Here is a 14,457-nt window from a genome sequence, read left to right as displayed (position 1 = left end):
AAAACATGACAACGACAGAAAATGCAGCCCAAGAATTGATTGATTTCATCGCCAATGCTAAAAAAGTCACGCCCGTGAAAGTAACTTATAAAGGGGTCTTAGCCGGTGAAATTCCGGTAACGGTACAACAATTTGGCGGGGTGTCATTTGGGCAACTGATTGGCGATTGGGCTGATATTGCGCCACTGATTGCTAATTTACCGGCAGAAAATGTTTATATTGAAAATGATGCACGTCATTCAGCAGTTCCATTGCTCGATAAAAAGGCTGTGAATGCCCGCATTGAACCGGGGGCAATTATTCGAGATCAGGTTACGATTGGGGATAATGCCGTGATTATGTTAGGCGCAGTCATCAACATTGGCGCGGAAATTGGTGCTGGCACGATGATTGACATGGGGGCCATCTTAGGTGGTCGTGCTATTGTGGGTAAAAATTCACACATTGGCGCTGGTGCCGTATTAGCCGGGGTGATTGAACCGGCTTCAGCAGAACCCGTCCGTGTTGGTGACAATGTATTGGTTGGGGCAAACGCCGTTGTCATTGAAGGCGTTCAGATTGGTGATGGTGCCGTGGTGGCGGCTGGTGCCATTGTGACCAAAGATGTGCCAGCCAACACCGTAGTGGCTGGTGTACCGGCGAAAGTGATCAAAAAAATTGATGCACAAACCCAACAGAAAACAGCTTTAATTGATGCTTTGAGAGGACTATAATGCAGGACACAGCAGACATTTCATCGGCCATACGCACCTATCGACGAGACTTACATGCAATTCCAGAATTGGCCTTAGCAGAATACAAAACGCATGATTATTTGTTAAAACAACTAAAATCTTGGCAAAATGACACGATGACCATTCGAACGGTTGATGCGTTGCCAACGGCTATTTTGGTGCGTATACAGGGAACAGCCCCACAGCGCACGATTGGTTATCGGACAGATATTGATGCGTTGCCAGTGACAGAGGCGACGGGGTTACCATTTGCGTCAACGCATCCGGGTAACATGCATGCGTGTGGCCATGATGTCCATATGAGTATTGCTTTAGCCATTGTGCAATACTTCAGTCAGCATCAGCCCAAAGATAATTTGATTGTCTTCTTTCAACCAGCTGAAGAAGCGATGAGTGGTGGGAAAATAGCTTATGATCTTGGCTTGTTTGAAGGCGAATGGCGACCAGATGAATTTTATGGGATCCATGATCAGCCTGATTTACCGGCAGGGGTATTGAGTACGCGCCCAGGCACTTTGTTTGCCGGCACGGCTGAACTTAAAGTCACGATTCATGGGCAAGGTGGTCATGCGGCTTATCCCCATTTGGTCAAAGACCCGATTGTCGCTGCTGCAGAATTAATTTTGCAATTGCAAACGGTGGTGTCGCGTTCGGTTGATCCCATGCAAGGTGGGGTGGTGAGTATTGGGGTGATTAATGGTGGCATTGCTAATAATGTGATTCCGGATACTGTGCATTTTGAAGGTACTGTCCGGAGTATGACGCAAGCTGGCCTTGACATCATGATTCGTCGTATTCGTCAAATTATTGATGGCGTTGCCTTAGCCAATGATTTAGAGATTGCGGTTGAACTAGAAAGTGGCAGTTATTTACCGGTTGAAAATGATCCAGTCTTAGCACAACAAATGATGGCATTTATGCAACAGGCAGATAATATTGACTTCCAAGTGGCGCAACCAGGCATGACCGGCGAAGATTTTGGCTACTTGTTGCAGCACATCCCCGGCGTGATGTTGTGGCTTGGTGTCAATGATACCCATCCCTTACATAGTCCGGAATTGTCGATTGATGAAGCAGCGTTGGTCCCCGGATTTGAAGCCTTAAAAGACTTTTTAATTTGGCGGATGACAGTTTCAGCGTAATACCTAGTAACCAGTGCTTGGAATTTTTAGAGGAAAAGTTATGTACGAAAATATTCAGCTGATCACGGCAGTGGTCACACCGTTTGATCAAGTCGGCCAAATTGATTATGCAGCACTGACGAAAGTGATTGATCATTTGTTGGCGCATGGCACACAAGGTCTGGTTATTGCTGGGACAACTGGTGAGTCCCCAACTTTGACCCATGATGAAAAGTTGGCCGTTACAGAATTTATTGCCAGTTATGTTGGTGATCGTGTCTTATTGATTGCGAATGCGGGAACCAATAATACGGCAGAATCTGTTGAAATGGCGCGTGAATTAAGTGCCATTTCGGGTATTGATGCCATTTTGGCTGTGACCCCTTATTACAACAAGCCAAGCCAAGCCGGCATGATTGCCCATTTTAGCGCCATTGCTGATGCCGCGACAAAACCGGTCATGCTGTATAATATTCCGGGACGTTCTGCCGTTGGTTTGACGGTTGACAGTGTCGTGCAGTTAGCACAACACCCCAATATTAATGCCATTAAGGAAACCACGTCGGCTGAATTTATCGGAGCGGAAGTTGAATTGACTCAGCACGAGGATTTTGCCGTTTACACAGGTGAAGATGCGCAAACTTTAGCCGCATTTAGCCTGGGGGGTGCCGGGACAATTTCTGTTGCAGCGCACTTATATGGGGATGAGATGACGGCCTTATTTACGGCTATGTTAGCAGGCGATTGGCGTCAAGCTGGCCAAATTCAGCGTCAATTAACCCCTAAAATGACTGCTTTATTTCATTGGCCATCCCCCGCACCGGTGAAGGCCAAGTTGGCTGAACAAGGCTTGTTGCACAACATCACTCGGCTGCCTATTCTACCGTTAACAGCTGATGAAACACAACAATTAACGACACGATTGGAGGCAAAGGCATGACGCGCGTTATTTTGGCTGGTGGCTTTGGTAAATTAGGCCAAGCGATTCAAACCGGTTTGATGGATTCAGCATTTGAAATTGTGGGGATTTTAAGTGGGCACGCACATGACAGTGCCTATCCAGTTTGGACAGCCCTATCAGAAATTGATCAACCAGCAGATATTTTTTTGGATGTGAGTACACCAGCAACGGTGTATGACAATGCTGTGTGGGCGATTGCACATGATATGGCCGTTGTCATTGGTGCGACGGGACTAACAGATGACCAAGTAGCTGATTTACGGGCACGTGCAGCTGGTGGTGGGGTATTAATTGTCCCTAATTTTAGTTTGTCAGCTGTGTTACTCATGCAATTTTCCGAGTTAGCAGCGCAGTATTTTCCGGATGTCGAAATTGTTGAAGCGCATAATCCTAAGAAAATCGATGCCCCTTCGGGGACAGCTGTGACAACAGCTAAGCGCATTGCTGCTGCACGTCAACGTGATCCAGAGCCAACAACGACAGGGCCAGCACGTGGTGAAGTCATTGATGCTGTTCCCGTACATGCGCTGCGCTTACCGGGCTACATTGCGCAACAAACCGTGTATTTTGGTGGCCTGGATGAACAATTGACCTTGAGCCAAAGTACAACGAGTCGTGCGGCGTTTGTGCCAGGTGTACTGCGTGCTTTACAAGGCGTAACCCAGATGAGCGGCTTGGCAATTGGCCTCGATCACGTACTTTAATTGTGGGGACTGGTGATTTTTGGACATATTTTGAGCAATTACCGAATGGATTGCGTACAATAGTAATATGAAAAAAATTACGAAAATCGCGACTCAAAAGCAAGCTGGACGCTACAGTATTGACTTAGACAACGTTTTTGCTTTTGGCGTTGCAGAAAGTGTCTTGATTAAATACGGCTTGGCCAAGGGCCGTGAATTAGATGATGCCTTAATTGCACAAATCAAATATGATGATGCGATTGCCAAAGCACTGAATACAGCTTTAAATTATTTGGGCCATGCGTTACGGACCGAAAAACAAATTCGCCAAAAATTATCGGATCAACAAGTGACTGAGGCGATTCAAGATACCGTATTGGCACGATTAAAAGATTTAGGTTATGTTGATGATTTCAACTATGCCAAACATTATGTGGCAACCAAAAAGCGCTTGTCACCCAAAGGGCCGGTGACCATTAGTTTGGCCTTACAGCAGGCAGGGGTACCAGCATCAGCGATTACCCAAGCACTGGCAACTTATACAACAGCTGAACAGCTAGCCGTGGGGGAACAATTAGCCCTAAAATTAGCCCAACGTTATCAACGTGAAGCAACACGTGCCAAGCAACAAAAGATTGTCCAAGCGCTTGTACAAAAAGGCTTTTCTTTTGACATTGCCCAGGCAGTTGTGGCGCAGATTGATTTTGCTAATGATGCGGACACAGAACGTGCCAACGTGATTCGGCAAGCTGAAAGATTGTGGTATCGCTATCGCAATGTAACTGAGTCGGAACGACAATATAAAGTTAAAAATAAACTTTACACCAAAGGCTTTTCGGCAGAATGGATTGACGTGGCCCTTCAAGCCGTTACCCAAAATGATGCGCTGACAGAATTTTCTGAGTAAAGACAAAGACCGTCTTTGGCACTCTTTTTGGTAAAGTGCTTGTAGTCTATCATTTACGTATAATATTTGATACAATGAAAGAGCATTCGGTGTTAGAAGAGTAGGTACGATCATGAGTTTTGATAAGTCAAATCGCGGGCCACGCGAAGGTGATTTCATCACGATCAAAAGTTATAAGCATGACGGCTCGTTGCATCGAACTTGGCGCGATACCATGGTTTTAAAAACCAGTGAAAATGCAATCATTGGATTAAACGATCATACTTTAGTGACAGAAGACGACGGACGACGGTGGGTGACACGTGAACCGGCAATTGTCTATTTTCATAAAAAGTATTGGTTTAATATTATTGCCATGATTCGTGATAATGGGGTATCGTATTACTGTAATTTAGCGTCACCCTTTGTCTTAGATAAAGAGGCGCTAAAGTATATTGATTACGATTTAGATGTCAAAGTTTTTCCTGATGGGGAAAAACATTTGTTGGATGCTGATGAATATGCAGCGCACAGCAAAAAATGGCATTATCCACCAGAAATCGATAAGATTCTGAAGGCACATGTTAAGATTTTAGTTGACTGGATCAACGAAGGCACGGGCCCTTTTTCACAAGGATATGTCGATGTTTGGTATACAAGATACCAACATTTGATGCAACAGCGACTTAAAGATCGTCGTTGATAAAGCAAGCAGCACGTCAGAAATGACGTGCTTTTTGTATGCTAAAATAGACAGTATGATGAGAAATTAACGTCACACAGATGTGTGTTAATGATGAAAAGAGGCGTAAATGGCGGTAACAATTTATATGGCGCATGCCCAAGCTGATTTACGGGGTGCGTTATTAGCAGATGCTCAGCAAAAATTAGCGCAAGATGCAGCAACCACAGTGTATTATATCGTGCCTAACCACGTTAAATTTGATAGTGAAGTGGCGATTTTACAACGGTTGGCGCAACAAAATGGTTATGATCCTCAGTCAGATTTGTATGCACAAAGCCGTTTACAAGTCTATTCCTTAACCCGTTTAGCTTGGGCATTGCTCAAGGACATGCCCAATCAGCAGCCAGATATTGTGCAAAATACTGGGTTATTTATTATGGTGTCCGATATTTTACGTGAGTATGCACCGCAATTACCAATTTTTGCTAGAATGCAGGCTAAACCAGGCTTTATCGCTGCTTTAGTGACGCAACTGGTTGAGTTGCGGGCTAGTCGCATTACACCCCAAGATTTGTTACAAATTTTGAATGACACAACGGATGATGCGACGTTTTTACGACAGACATTAGCCGCCAAACTCAGAGACTTAGCGATTGTAGCCGATGCGTTGGCTGTAAAAATGGGCACTGACCGCATGACACCTTTGGAGGTGTTACCATTTTTAGCGACGCAATTGGCCCAACATCCCCTTGAAAATGTGGCCTTTTATTTTGAAGGGTTCAACGGGTTTACGAGTGCCGAATGGCAAGTGGTGCAACAACTAGTGCAACGTTACCCTGTGACAATGGCCTTGTTAGGTGATGGAGACCAATTAGGTCGGCAACAACCAGGGGATGTTTTCTTCAAACCGATGACAACAGCCCAAGAACTCATGCGCTTGGCAAAGCAAGCAGAGCAGCCGGTGAGACTTGAACAGCCACAGACCAGACGAACACTCAGTCAAACAAGTGCACAATTATTGACAGCTTGGACCCATCTCGGCGAATACCGGCCATATCAAGCCGACCAACCAGCATCGGACTTGTCGGTGTTTGCTGCGGAAAATACCATCGTTGAGATTCAGGAAGTAGGGCGACGTATTCGACGCCTATTATTAGCAGATCCTGATTTACACTTGCGCGATATTTTGATTTTGGTGCGTGACCTCACGCCTTACACTGATCATATCCCTGAAGTCATGGCGCAATTAGAATTACCTTACTTTTTGGATACCGACCAAAAAATGGCCAATCATCCTTTAGTGGAGCTATTGCTGAATTTGCTCATGCCAACGAGTGAACGCTTGCAATACCAAAATGTCATGGCAATTTTAAAAACGAGCCTTCTGCGACCGTTTCAAGATCAAGCGTTAGTACCGGAAGCTGAATTTTTTGATGTGGTAAGTTATTTTGATAACTATCTCTATGCCAATAAGCCGTTTGAAGCACGGTGGCGGCATTTAGACCAGCCGTTTGAATTGTTTACAATGACAGATGAAGTTGCCGAGGATGATGTCACATTAGAAACTGAAGATCAACAGATTAATCGGCGTATTGAAACCTTACGTCGGTTTATTTTGGCGGCCTTTGATGCGTTACAAGAAAGCTTTGATCACGCTAAAACGATGCGGGAAGCGGCAACAGGCTTGGTCATGTGGTTGCAAAAGTATCATGTGACAGATGCCATTTTGGCACAGCGTGATCAATATCTTGCGGCTGGTGATCTCGCCCGTTCGCGGCAAGGCGGTGAAGTTTGGCAACTTTTCACGGCCACGTTAGATGAATTGGTCGCCATTGATGGGGATGCAGTATTTGACCTCGCGCAATTTAAAGCGATTTTGACGGCTGGTTTTGCGGGCGCCAAATTCTCTGGGATTCCCAATCATTTAGATCAACTGACCATTTCGGAAGCTGGGATTGTGCAAAGTAACCGCTACCGGCATCTATTTTTTATTGGGGGGACACGGACAAACTTACCGGCGCAAGCCAAGACAACGGCTTTGATTAATGATGCCGAGCGTTTGATTGTGCAACCAGCCTTACAAGCCGGTGAGCAACCGAAATACTTACAAAATACCGCGCAACAACAAATGGCCGAAGAAAATCTGCTATTTTATGGGGCGTTATCATCTGCTAATACCAGCGTGACTTTGTCTTATCCGGTCCTTGACAGTGCGGGGAAAATTGCGGATATGTCGCCATTTTATCAACGACTCGTCTCAACGTTCCAAACACCTGTCACCAAAATCACACGGGTGCCAGCAGATAGTGCAGCATTGTTGAAAAATTACACAAGCACGCCACGAGCAACCTTGTCTGAATTAGTCAAATTAATCCCTACTTATCAACAGTCGTCGGCGTTTAAAGCCCTGCAAAATGCTATTAGTGTGACGCAACAAGACCGATTAGAACGCGTGTTATCCGCACCAAATTATCGCAACCAAACAGAAATTTTACGCCCTGAATTTGTTCAGTCCTTATTCGGTCAGCAGTTAAATGTGTCTATTTCACAATTGGAAAGTTATTATAATAATCCGTTGGCTTATTTTTTGCAGTATGGGTTACGGCTTAAAGAGCGGACGACCAACGAACTTAATGTGGCCCAGACGGGAACGTTATACCATGCCGTATTAGAACAAGTGATCCGCGCGTTGATCCAGCGACAGGTGAGTTTGCGCGATGTGACGACAGAAGAATTATTAGACCTTGTATCACAGGCCATGACCGCTGAATTGTCGCTGCCAGTGTATCAATTACTGGCGACTAATGGGAAAATGCGGGCAGTGCGCGATCATTTGGCCAAAATTAGTCGACAACTCATGATAAATTTGCAGCAAGCTGCCCGTGCTAATGGGTCTTATCCACAAGCAGTGGAACAACTCTTTGGCTTTCCGGTTAAGGGCGCCTTGCCAGCACTAGAATTTTCTGGCCGACGTGGACCAATTAAAGTCCGAGGTAAAATTGATCGGTTAGATCGTCAAGACCCCAACGGTGTGTTTGGGACGATTATTGATTACAAGTCTAACGGCAAACAATTTGATTGGGCGCAAGCCTTTGACGGGTTACAAATGCAATTGCTGACCTATTGGCAGGCCGCACAAAAAAATGCGGAAGCGCTTGGGGTTGAAGCCATTGGTGGGGCATTTTTTGCTAAAATTGCGCCGGAACGACGTCGCATTGCCGACTTTAAGGGCGATGTTGATGCTTTGTTGGCGGGTCAGGTGCAGCCGGAAATTTTCAAGTATCGTGGGTTATTTGTGGCGGAGCCAGACTATCTCGATAGTTTGGAACTGCTGGATGACGGTGAGGCCGCGCTATTTTATCAGCTGAAAAAGAAGAAAGATGGGCAATTGTATGCGACGAGCGATTTTGTCGAAGCAGACGATTTTGGCTTATTGTTGCAGCACAATGCTGAAAATATCACACAAGCTGGCGACCACATTTTAGGTGGTGAATTTCCTTTGTTACCAACAATGGGGAGTTTGCAGTACACACCGTATACCGATATTTTACGTTTTGATCGCTCATTGGGTGATCGATATCGGCCTGAATCTCCCAAGGGAAAAACAGCCATTTTAAAGATTTTGCAAGAGGAGACGGCAGATGAGCACGACATTCACAGTTAATCAACAACGTGCAGTTGATGATACAGGGCACAATATTTTAGTTGCCGCATCAGCGGGCTCTGGGAAAACGACGGTTTTAATTGAACGTTTGATTCAGAAAATTTTAAACGGGGCCAGTGTGACCAACTTTTTAATTGTGACTTTTACTAATGCAGCCGCGCAAGAAATGCGTGAACGTTTAGAAGTAGCGATTGAAAAACGGCTACCGGCAGTTGATGCGGCAACTAAACGCTTTTTACAAGAACAGCTGTTACTTTTACCAGCAGCCAATATTTCAACAATTGACGCTTATGCGTTGCGTTTGATTGAAAATTATTATCATGTCATCGGGTTGGATCCACAGTTTCGGTTGCTTTCGGATACAGCCGAACGTGATATGTTGCGCCAAGATGTGCTGGCGCAAGTTTTGGCGGCTTTCTATGAAGAAGACCACGAACATCACGCCGATTTTTTGGCTTTGGTCAATAATTTTGGGCAACCAGGGCAAGATAATGCGTTACAAGACATTATCTTAAAGCTCACGGATTTTGCAGAAGCACGCCCTGATGGTGCCGCATGGTTGGCTCAACTCGCTGACAATCAGTTAGATTTGACGACGGCTATCACGCAATCTGACCTGTACCAACAACATATCCTACCAACGCTGACAACCACTATCACACCGCTATTAGCAGCGGTTCAAGATGCCCAAGTTCTGGTGTCAGGAGTGCCAGAACTGAAGAAAACAACGCTTGCGTTGGCCACAATACAAGACTATTTGCAACAAGTGCAGACAATGGCCACTAGTGCGCAATGGGATGATCTACGCCAAGTGCTGTTACAGCCACCTAAGGTGAGTTTAGAAACGAAGTCCAGCAAAGGCGTGGCTGATGAGCCAGAACTTTTGGATATTTTGGCCCAAGCTGTCGCGGTTAAAAACCAAGTGATTGGGGCCAAATCACAGTTAAAGCAACTTACGGAGACGTTTTTCCGGTTCACGCAAAGCCAGTGGCAAACGATTACTGACGCCTCACAACAGCTTGTTGCGACGTTGGTTTTGGTAACCCAGACGTTTCGGACGGCGTTTACTGATGCGAAGCGCGCTGCCCAATTAGTGGACTTTCCGGATTTAGGGGCCTTAGCATTAGAGATATTAGCCGATACGGCAACCCGTGAAACGATTCAAAGTCAGTTTGATGAAATTTTGGTCGATGAGTATCAAGATATTAACCAATTACAAGAAACCTTACTGACACAAGTTGCCAATGGCCATAATATGTACATGGTTGGTGATGTCAAACAAAGTATTTATGGTTTTCGTCAGGCGGAACCGTCGCTATTTACGCATAAATATAAACAGTTTGCGCAAGCTGACAACGATAATCAGCGAATTGAATTAGCCGATAATTTCCGGTCACACAATAATGTCACGGCCATGACCAACTTAATTTTCACACAGCTCATGGATGAAAAATTAGGGGACATTGCGTATTTGGGCGAAGCTAAGTTGGTACCAAAAGCTGACTATCCAGCCAGTGTACCGCCGGTCTTTTCAGTGGACATTATTACTAAGCAGGCACAGGCAGCTGAGCCAACAGAAGCTGACGAGACGGTGGAAAATTTTGAAAAACGACAGGCCCAGTATGCCCGAGTAGCTGAAAAGATACTGGCATTGCGGGAAACGACAATTTATGATCGTAAGGCAACACCGGCGGGGATGCGGCCGGTACAATACGGGGATATTGCGATTCTGACCCGCTCAAAGGCCGGCTATATTGACTTAGTAGCGAGTCTGCGCGCCGCTGGTATTCCGGTACAAGTTGATGCGGTGGGGAATTATTTTCAAACCATGGAAGTTTATCTCATGCTGGATGTTTTGCGGGTCATTGATAATCCCCACCAAGATATTCCGTTAGTGGCTGTATTGCGGTCGCCAATGTTTGGGTTAACGGAAAATGACCTGGCCGAGATTCGATTAGCGGATCAACAGCATGATTTTTGGACGGCCTTAACAACCTATGCAACAACGCATCTGGCTGCACAAAAAATTATCGACCAATTTGGAAAATGGCATCAACTCGCGATTCAAAATGATTTAGTGACGTTGATTTGGACGATTTTTGATGATACGGCGTGGCTCGATTATGTGGCGGGGATGCCGGGTGGCGGTCAGCGGCAAGCGAATTTGCATGCGCTCTATGCTTATGCTCGAACTTATCAAAACAATACCAATGCTGGCTTATTCCGGTTTGTCCGGTATATCGAACAATTACAGCAAAACGATGGTCAGTTGGGCGAAGCACCCCAAGAAGCAGACGAACAAGCGGTGCGTGTCATGACCATTCATGCTTCAAAAGGGCTAGAATTCCCCATTGTATTTATCCCAGAATTCGATAAAGCTTTTAACACCAAGGATTTAAAGGGAAAAGTCTTGTTGCAAAAAAATGCCGGTATTGGGATTAATTATCTACAACCAGATGCCTTGGTAAGCATGCCAACTTTGCAACAATTGGTCGTCCAACAAGCACTCAAACGCCAGAGTTGGTCAGAAGAAATGCGCCTGCTGTATGTGGCTTTGACCCGTGCTGAACAACAATTACACCTTATCGGGAGTGCGTCTGTTAGTGAGTCCGGGCAAAGCACAGCGTTACAAACGTTATGGCAACGGGCTAAAAATAACACGGGCCAATTTTTAGGCGAAGATTTACGTCTGACGGCGAAATCTTATCTCGATTGGTTAATTTTGGCTCTTGCCCGCACACAAGAACCAACGTTGGAAGCTTGGTTGGGCGAAGGGGACAAACCACGTCTTCTCGGACCAGAAACCACGCAAACGGGTCAGCTGACAGTGAATTTAATACCGGAAGCAACGATTCATTTACCAACGGATAACACGACGCCAACTGAGGTGGCAACGCCGAACAGTCAAGATTATGATGCCAAAGATTTCCAGGCGGCGCAAGCGATGTTGGGCTATCAGTATCCAAATATGGCAGCGACCCAGACGGCAGCGTATCAATCTGTCAGTGAGATGAAGCGGTTATTCGAAGATCCTGATCGCCCACAAATGGTCTCATTGACAGTGGCGGAAGATGGGCAGTTATCGCCAGCCAATGATTTAGTGTCAGCGAATTTAACGTTACCAACGTTTATGACGGATGGGTCGCAACAACCTTCTAGTGCTGCAATTGGGACGGCAACGCACTTAATGTTGCAATTGTTAGATTTTACCGTGCCACAAACACGTGAGTCCTTGACGGAGCTGCGGGATCAACTAGTGGCTAATGGGCGAATGACGCAACCAGTCGCTGATTTAATTAATTTAGATCAGATCTTACAATTCTTAGCGACACCATTTGCCCAGCGGGTCATGCAACATGCAGCAACCTTAACGCGTGAAGCGACGTTTGCCATGATTATGCCAGCTAACCAGATTTATCAAGGATTAGCAGATTCGGCACCGGTGTTGGTTCACGGGATTATTGATGGTTATTTCATCGATCACACAACCCAATCGATCACGCTTTTTGACTATAAAACGGATTATATTCGACCAGATCGCATGACAGAAGATTTGGCCAAGTTAGTCCAACGTTATCGTGGTCAGCTCCGTTTATATCAGCAAGCCTTGCAACAAGAATATCCAACTTATACCTTCCATGACCCACAGCTCGTAGCCTTGAGCGTTGGTCGCGTGGTCGGTTTGGGTGTACAATAAATACATGATAGATGCGATTCAGATACAATTTAAAAAAGCGCCCGTAACGGTCAGCCTCGTGGCCATCAGCCTCGTGATGTTTGGGGTGGAGGTCATCATGGGCCATGGGCAAACAACGAACGGGCAATTATTGGTTGCGCTGGGTGCCAAGTGGGGACCAGCGATTGCCATAGATCACCAGTACTGGCGATTGCTCACACCGATTTTTTTACATGCTGGTTGGCTACATATTATCACTAACATGTTAACGCTCTGGTTTATCGGACCCTTAGCAGAAGCGGTTTTTGGTCACCGAAAATTTTTAGGCTTGTACTTATTCGGTGGCGTGGTGGGTAATATCATGTCCTATCTTTTCGCACCCTTAACGGTGTCTGTTGGTGCTTCCACTGCCTTATTTGGGCTGTTTGGTGGCTTGTTGATGTTTGTTAGTCAGTTTCGGCATGATCCAGAAATTCTTGCACAAGGGAAAACCTTGTTACTCTTTGTCGGACTGAACTTGGTGATGGGGTTCGGTGCGAATGGTGTTGATATGTGGGGCCATATTGGTGGCCTGGTTGGCGGGATTATGTTTGCTGTTATGGCCGGATTTTACGGGCGTTCAGGGAAGTTTCCGCTGTATATGCGTTGGACACTTGTTGGGGTGAGTGGGCTGTTAGTGCTCCTAACATGGTTATCAAAAGGTGGTATTGGATGAAGAACTTTTATGATATTTTGACGTATCTCAAACGTTTTGGTGTTTACATTCATGTCGGAAAGCGCCTATGGGATATTGAAGTGGCTGCATTAGAAGTGGATAATTTGTATAAAGCTAATGTGATTGACCGGCAGGAATATGCCCGAATGAAGATCATTTTAGTGCATGAGCATGAACAAGAGGTCGCTAATCCTAGTGACTAAAGCGCATGAAAATTGTTTTGAAAACTATGAAAACGCTTGCATATCGTCAGTGTTTTCTGTTAGAATGAATGGGTAATAAATTTCTTAGGAGGAAATGTATGCGGCTGGGTAGGGCATGTGAGTGAGCTACCCTATTGGCAACATACACCAAAAAACAATGGCTAAAGATAAACTCATCGGTGTTGACCTTGGTGGCACAACAATCAAATTTGCAATCTTGACTGATGCAGGTGAAATCCAACAAAAGTGGTCAATTAAGACGAACATTTTTGACGAAGGGTCACACATTGTACCAGACATTATTGCATCAATTAATCACCATCTTGATTTGTACCAATTGGATCGCGAACGTGTGATTGGTATTGGGATGGGAACGCCTGGTACGGTTAACCGTGAAGCAGGTACAGTGACGGGTGCCTTCAACTTGAACTGGAAGACTGAACAACCGGTTAAGGCTGACATCGAAGCAGGCACTGGTTTGCCTTTGACGCTTGATAACGATGCCAACGCTGCTGCACTTGGTGAAGCCTGGAAGGGTGCCGGTAACAATGATGCTGATGTCTCATTTGTGACACTTGGTACTGGTGTTGGTGGTGGTTTGGTTGCCAACGGGCAATTAATTCACGGGACAGCCGGTGCTGGTGGTGAAGTTGGGCACGTGGTTGTTGAACCAAATGGCTACTTGTGCACATGCGGTAACCGCGGTTGCTTGGAACAATATGCGTCAGCAACAGGTGTTGTTCACTTGGCACAAGACTTTTCAGAAGCTTACGTTGGCTCATCAAAGTTGAAGCAATTGATTTCTGACGGTGACGAAGTGACATCAAAGATTGTCTTTGACTTGGCAAAAGATGGTGACTTCTTGGCAAATGAAGTCGTGGACAAAGTGGCTTACTATCTTGGTTATGCCACAGCGGCAATGTCAAACATTTTGAACCCATCAGCTGTTGTTATCGGTGGTGGTGTGGCTGCAGCTGGTGAATTCTTGCGCGCACGTGTTGAAAAGAACTGGCAAACATTTGCTTTCCCAACTGTTCGGACATCAACGCGTGTTAAGTTGGCCGAATTAGGTAATGATGCCGGTGTTATTGGGGCTGCTTCATTAGCACGTATCTAAAAAATAATTCAA

At 45.6% G+C, this 14,457-nt stretch carries 11 protein-coding genes; all 11 read left to right on the top strand.

The annotated features are described in order from the left end of the window. The first annotated feature begins 5 nt into the window (after positions 1-5). Positions 6-713, top strand: coding sequence for a 2,3,4,5-tetrahydropyridine-2,6-dicarboxylate N-acetyltransferase (gene dapD / locus FGL80_RS00160; RefSeq protein ID WP_029509722.1), 708 nt, complete (start codon positions 6-8; stop codon positions 711-713). Beyond that, positions 713-1,876, top strand: a complete 1,164-nt coding sequence (locus FGL80_RS00155; protein WP_147001595.1) for an N-acetyldiaminopimelate deacetylase — start codon at positions 713-715, stop codon at positions 1,874-1,876. The genes dapD and FGL80_RS00155 overlap by 1 nt, the downstream gene beginning before the upstream one ends. Positions 1,877-1,916: 40 nt before the next feature. Next, positions 1,917-2,795, top strand: coding sequence for a 4-hydroxy-tetrahydrodipicolinate synthase (gene dapA, locus FGL80_RS00150; RefSeq protein ID WP_147001594.1), 879 nt, complete (start codon positions 1,917-1,919; stop codon positions 2,793-2,795). Beyond that, positions 2,792-3,520, top strand: a complete 729-nt coding sequence (gene dapB / locus FGL80_RS00145) for a 4-hydroxy-tetrahydrodipicolinate reductase (protein WP_147001593.1) — start codon at positions 2,792-2,794, stop codon at positions 3,518-3,520. The genes dapA and dapB overlap by 4 nt, the downstream gene beginning before the upstream one ends. Before the next feature lie 67 nt (positions 3,521-3,587). After that, positions 3,588-4,406, top strand: a complete 819-nt coding sequence (gene recX, locus FGL80_RS00140) for a recombination regulator RecX (RefSeq protein ID WP_147001592.1) — start codon at positions 3,588-3,590, stop codon at positions 4,404-4,406. 112 nt (positions 4,407-4,518) lie between these two features. Beyond that, positions 4,519-5,088, top strand: a complete 570-nt coding sequence (gene ntdP, locus FGL80_RS00135) for a nucleoside tri-diphosphate phosphatase (RefSeq protein WP_055307651.1) — start codon at positions 4,519-4,521, stop codon at positions 5,086-5,088. 109 nt (positions 5,089-5,197) lie between these two features. Beyond that, positions 5,198-8,734 (top strand): PD-(D/E)XK nuclease family protein, encoded by a 3,537-nt coding sequence (locus tag FGL80_RS00130; protein WP_147001591.1) that lies wholly within the window; start codon positions 5,198-5,200, stop codon positions 8,732-8,734. Then, positions 8,712-12,431 carry a helicase-exonuclease AddAB subunit AddA gene (gene addA / locus FGL80_RS00125; protein WP_147001590.1) on the top strand — a complete coding sequence of 1,240 codons (3,720 nt, stop codon included), beginning with the start codon at positions 8,712-8,714 and terminating at the stop codon, positions 12,429-12,431. The genes FGL80_RS00130 and addA overlap by 23 nt, the downstream gene beginning before the upstream one ends. Positions 12,432-12,435: 4 nt before the next feature. Then, positions 12,436-13,125: a rhomboid family intramembrane serine protease gene (locus FGL80_RS00120; RefSeq protein ID WP_055307654.1), complete on the top strand. Its 690-nt coding sequence runs from the start codon at positions 12,436-12,438 to the stop codon at positions 13,123-13,125. Continuing rightward, complete coding sequence (locus FGL80_RS00115; protein ID WP_010000522.1) at positions 13,122-13,328, top strand: YqgQ family protein; 207 nt, start codon at positions 13,122-13,124, stop codon at positions 13,326-13,328. Before FGL80_RS00120 ends, FGL80_RS00115 begins: the two co-directional genes overlap by 4 nt. Before the next feature lie 157 nt (positions 13,329-13,485). Next, positions 13,486-14,445, top strand: a complete 960-nt coding sequence (locus FGL80_RS00110; RefSeq protein WP_055307738.1) for an ROK family glucokinase — start codon at positions 13,486-13,488, stop codon at positions 14,443-14,445. The last annotated feature ends 12 nt before the right edge of the window (positions 14,446-14,457 follow it).

This window comes from Leuconostoc lactis (genome assembly GCF_007954625.1).
Lineage (GTDB): Bacteria > Bacillota > Bacilli > Lactobacillales > Lactobacillaceae > Leuconostoc > Leuconostoc lactis_A.
This window is presented reverse-complemented; position numbering and strand designations above follow the sequence as displayed.

Excerpts from the sequence above, each read along its gene's own strand:
- FGL80_RS00115 (WP_010000522.1), top strand. The coding sequence starts at position 13,122 with ATGAAGAACTTTTATGATATTTTGACGTATCTCAAACGTTTTGGTGTT.
- dapB (WP_147001593.1), top strand. The coding sequence starts at position 2,792 with ATGACGCGCGTTATTTTGGCTGGTGGCTTTGGTAAATTAGGCCAAGCG.
- recX (WP_147001592.1), top strand. The coding sequence starts at position 3,588 with ATGAAAAAAATTACGAAAATCGCGACTCAAAAGCAAGCTGGACGCTAC.
- addA (WP_147001590.1), top strand. The coding sequence starts at position 8,712 with ATGAGCACGACATTCACAGTTAATCAACAACGTGCAGTTGATGATACA.
- FGL80_RS00155 (WP_147001595.1), top strand. The coding sequence starts at position 713 with ATGCAGGACACAGCAGACATTTCATCGGCCATACGCACCTATCGACGA.
- FGL80_RS00110 (WP_055307738.1), top strand. The coding sequence starts at position 13,486 with ATGGCTAAAGATAAACTCATCGGTGTTGACCTTGGTGGCACAACAATC.
- dapD (WP_029509722.1), top strand. The coding sequence starts at position 6 with ATGACAACGACAGAAAATGCAGCCCAAGAATTGATTGATTTCATCGCC.
- ntdP (WP_055307651.1), top strand. The coding sequence starts at position 4,519 with ATGAGTTTTGATAAGTCAAATCGCGGGCCACGCGAAGGTGATTTCATC.
- FGL80_RS00130 (WP_147001591.1), top strand. The coding sequence starts at position 5,198 with ATGGCGGTAACAATTTATATGGCGCATGCCCAAGCTGATTTACGGGGT.
- dapA (WP_147001594.1), top strand. The coding sequence starts at position 1,917 with ATGTACGAAAATATTCAGCTGATCACGGCAGTGGTCACACCGTTTGAT.
- FGL80_RS00120 (WP_055307654.1), top strand. The coding sequence starts at position 12,436 with ATGATAGATGCGATTCAGATACAATTTAAAAAAGCGCCCGTAACGGTC.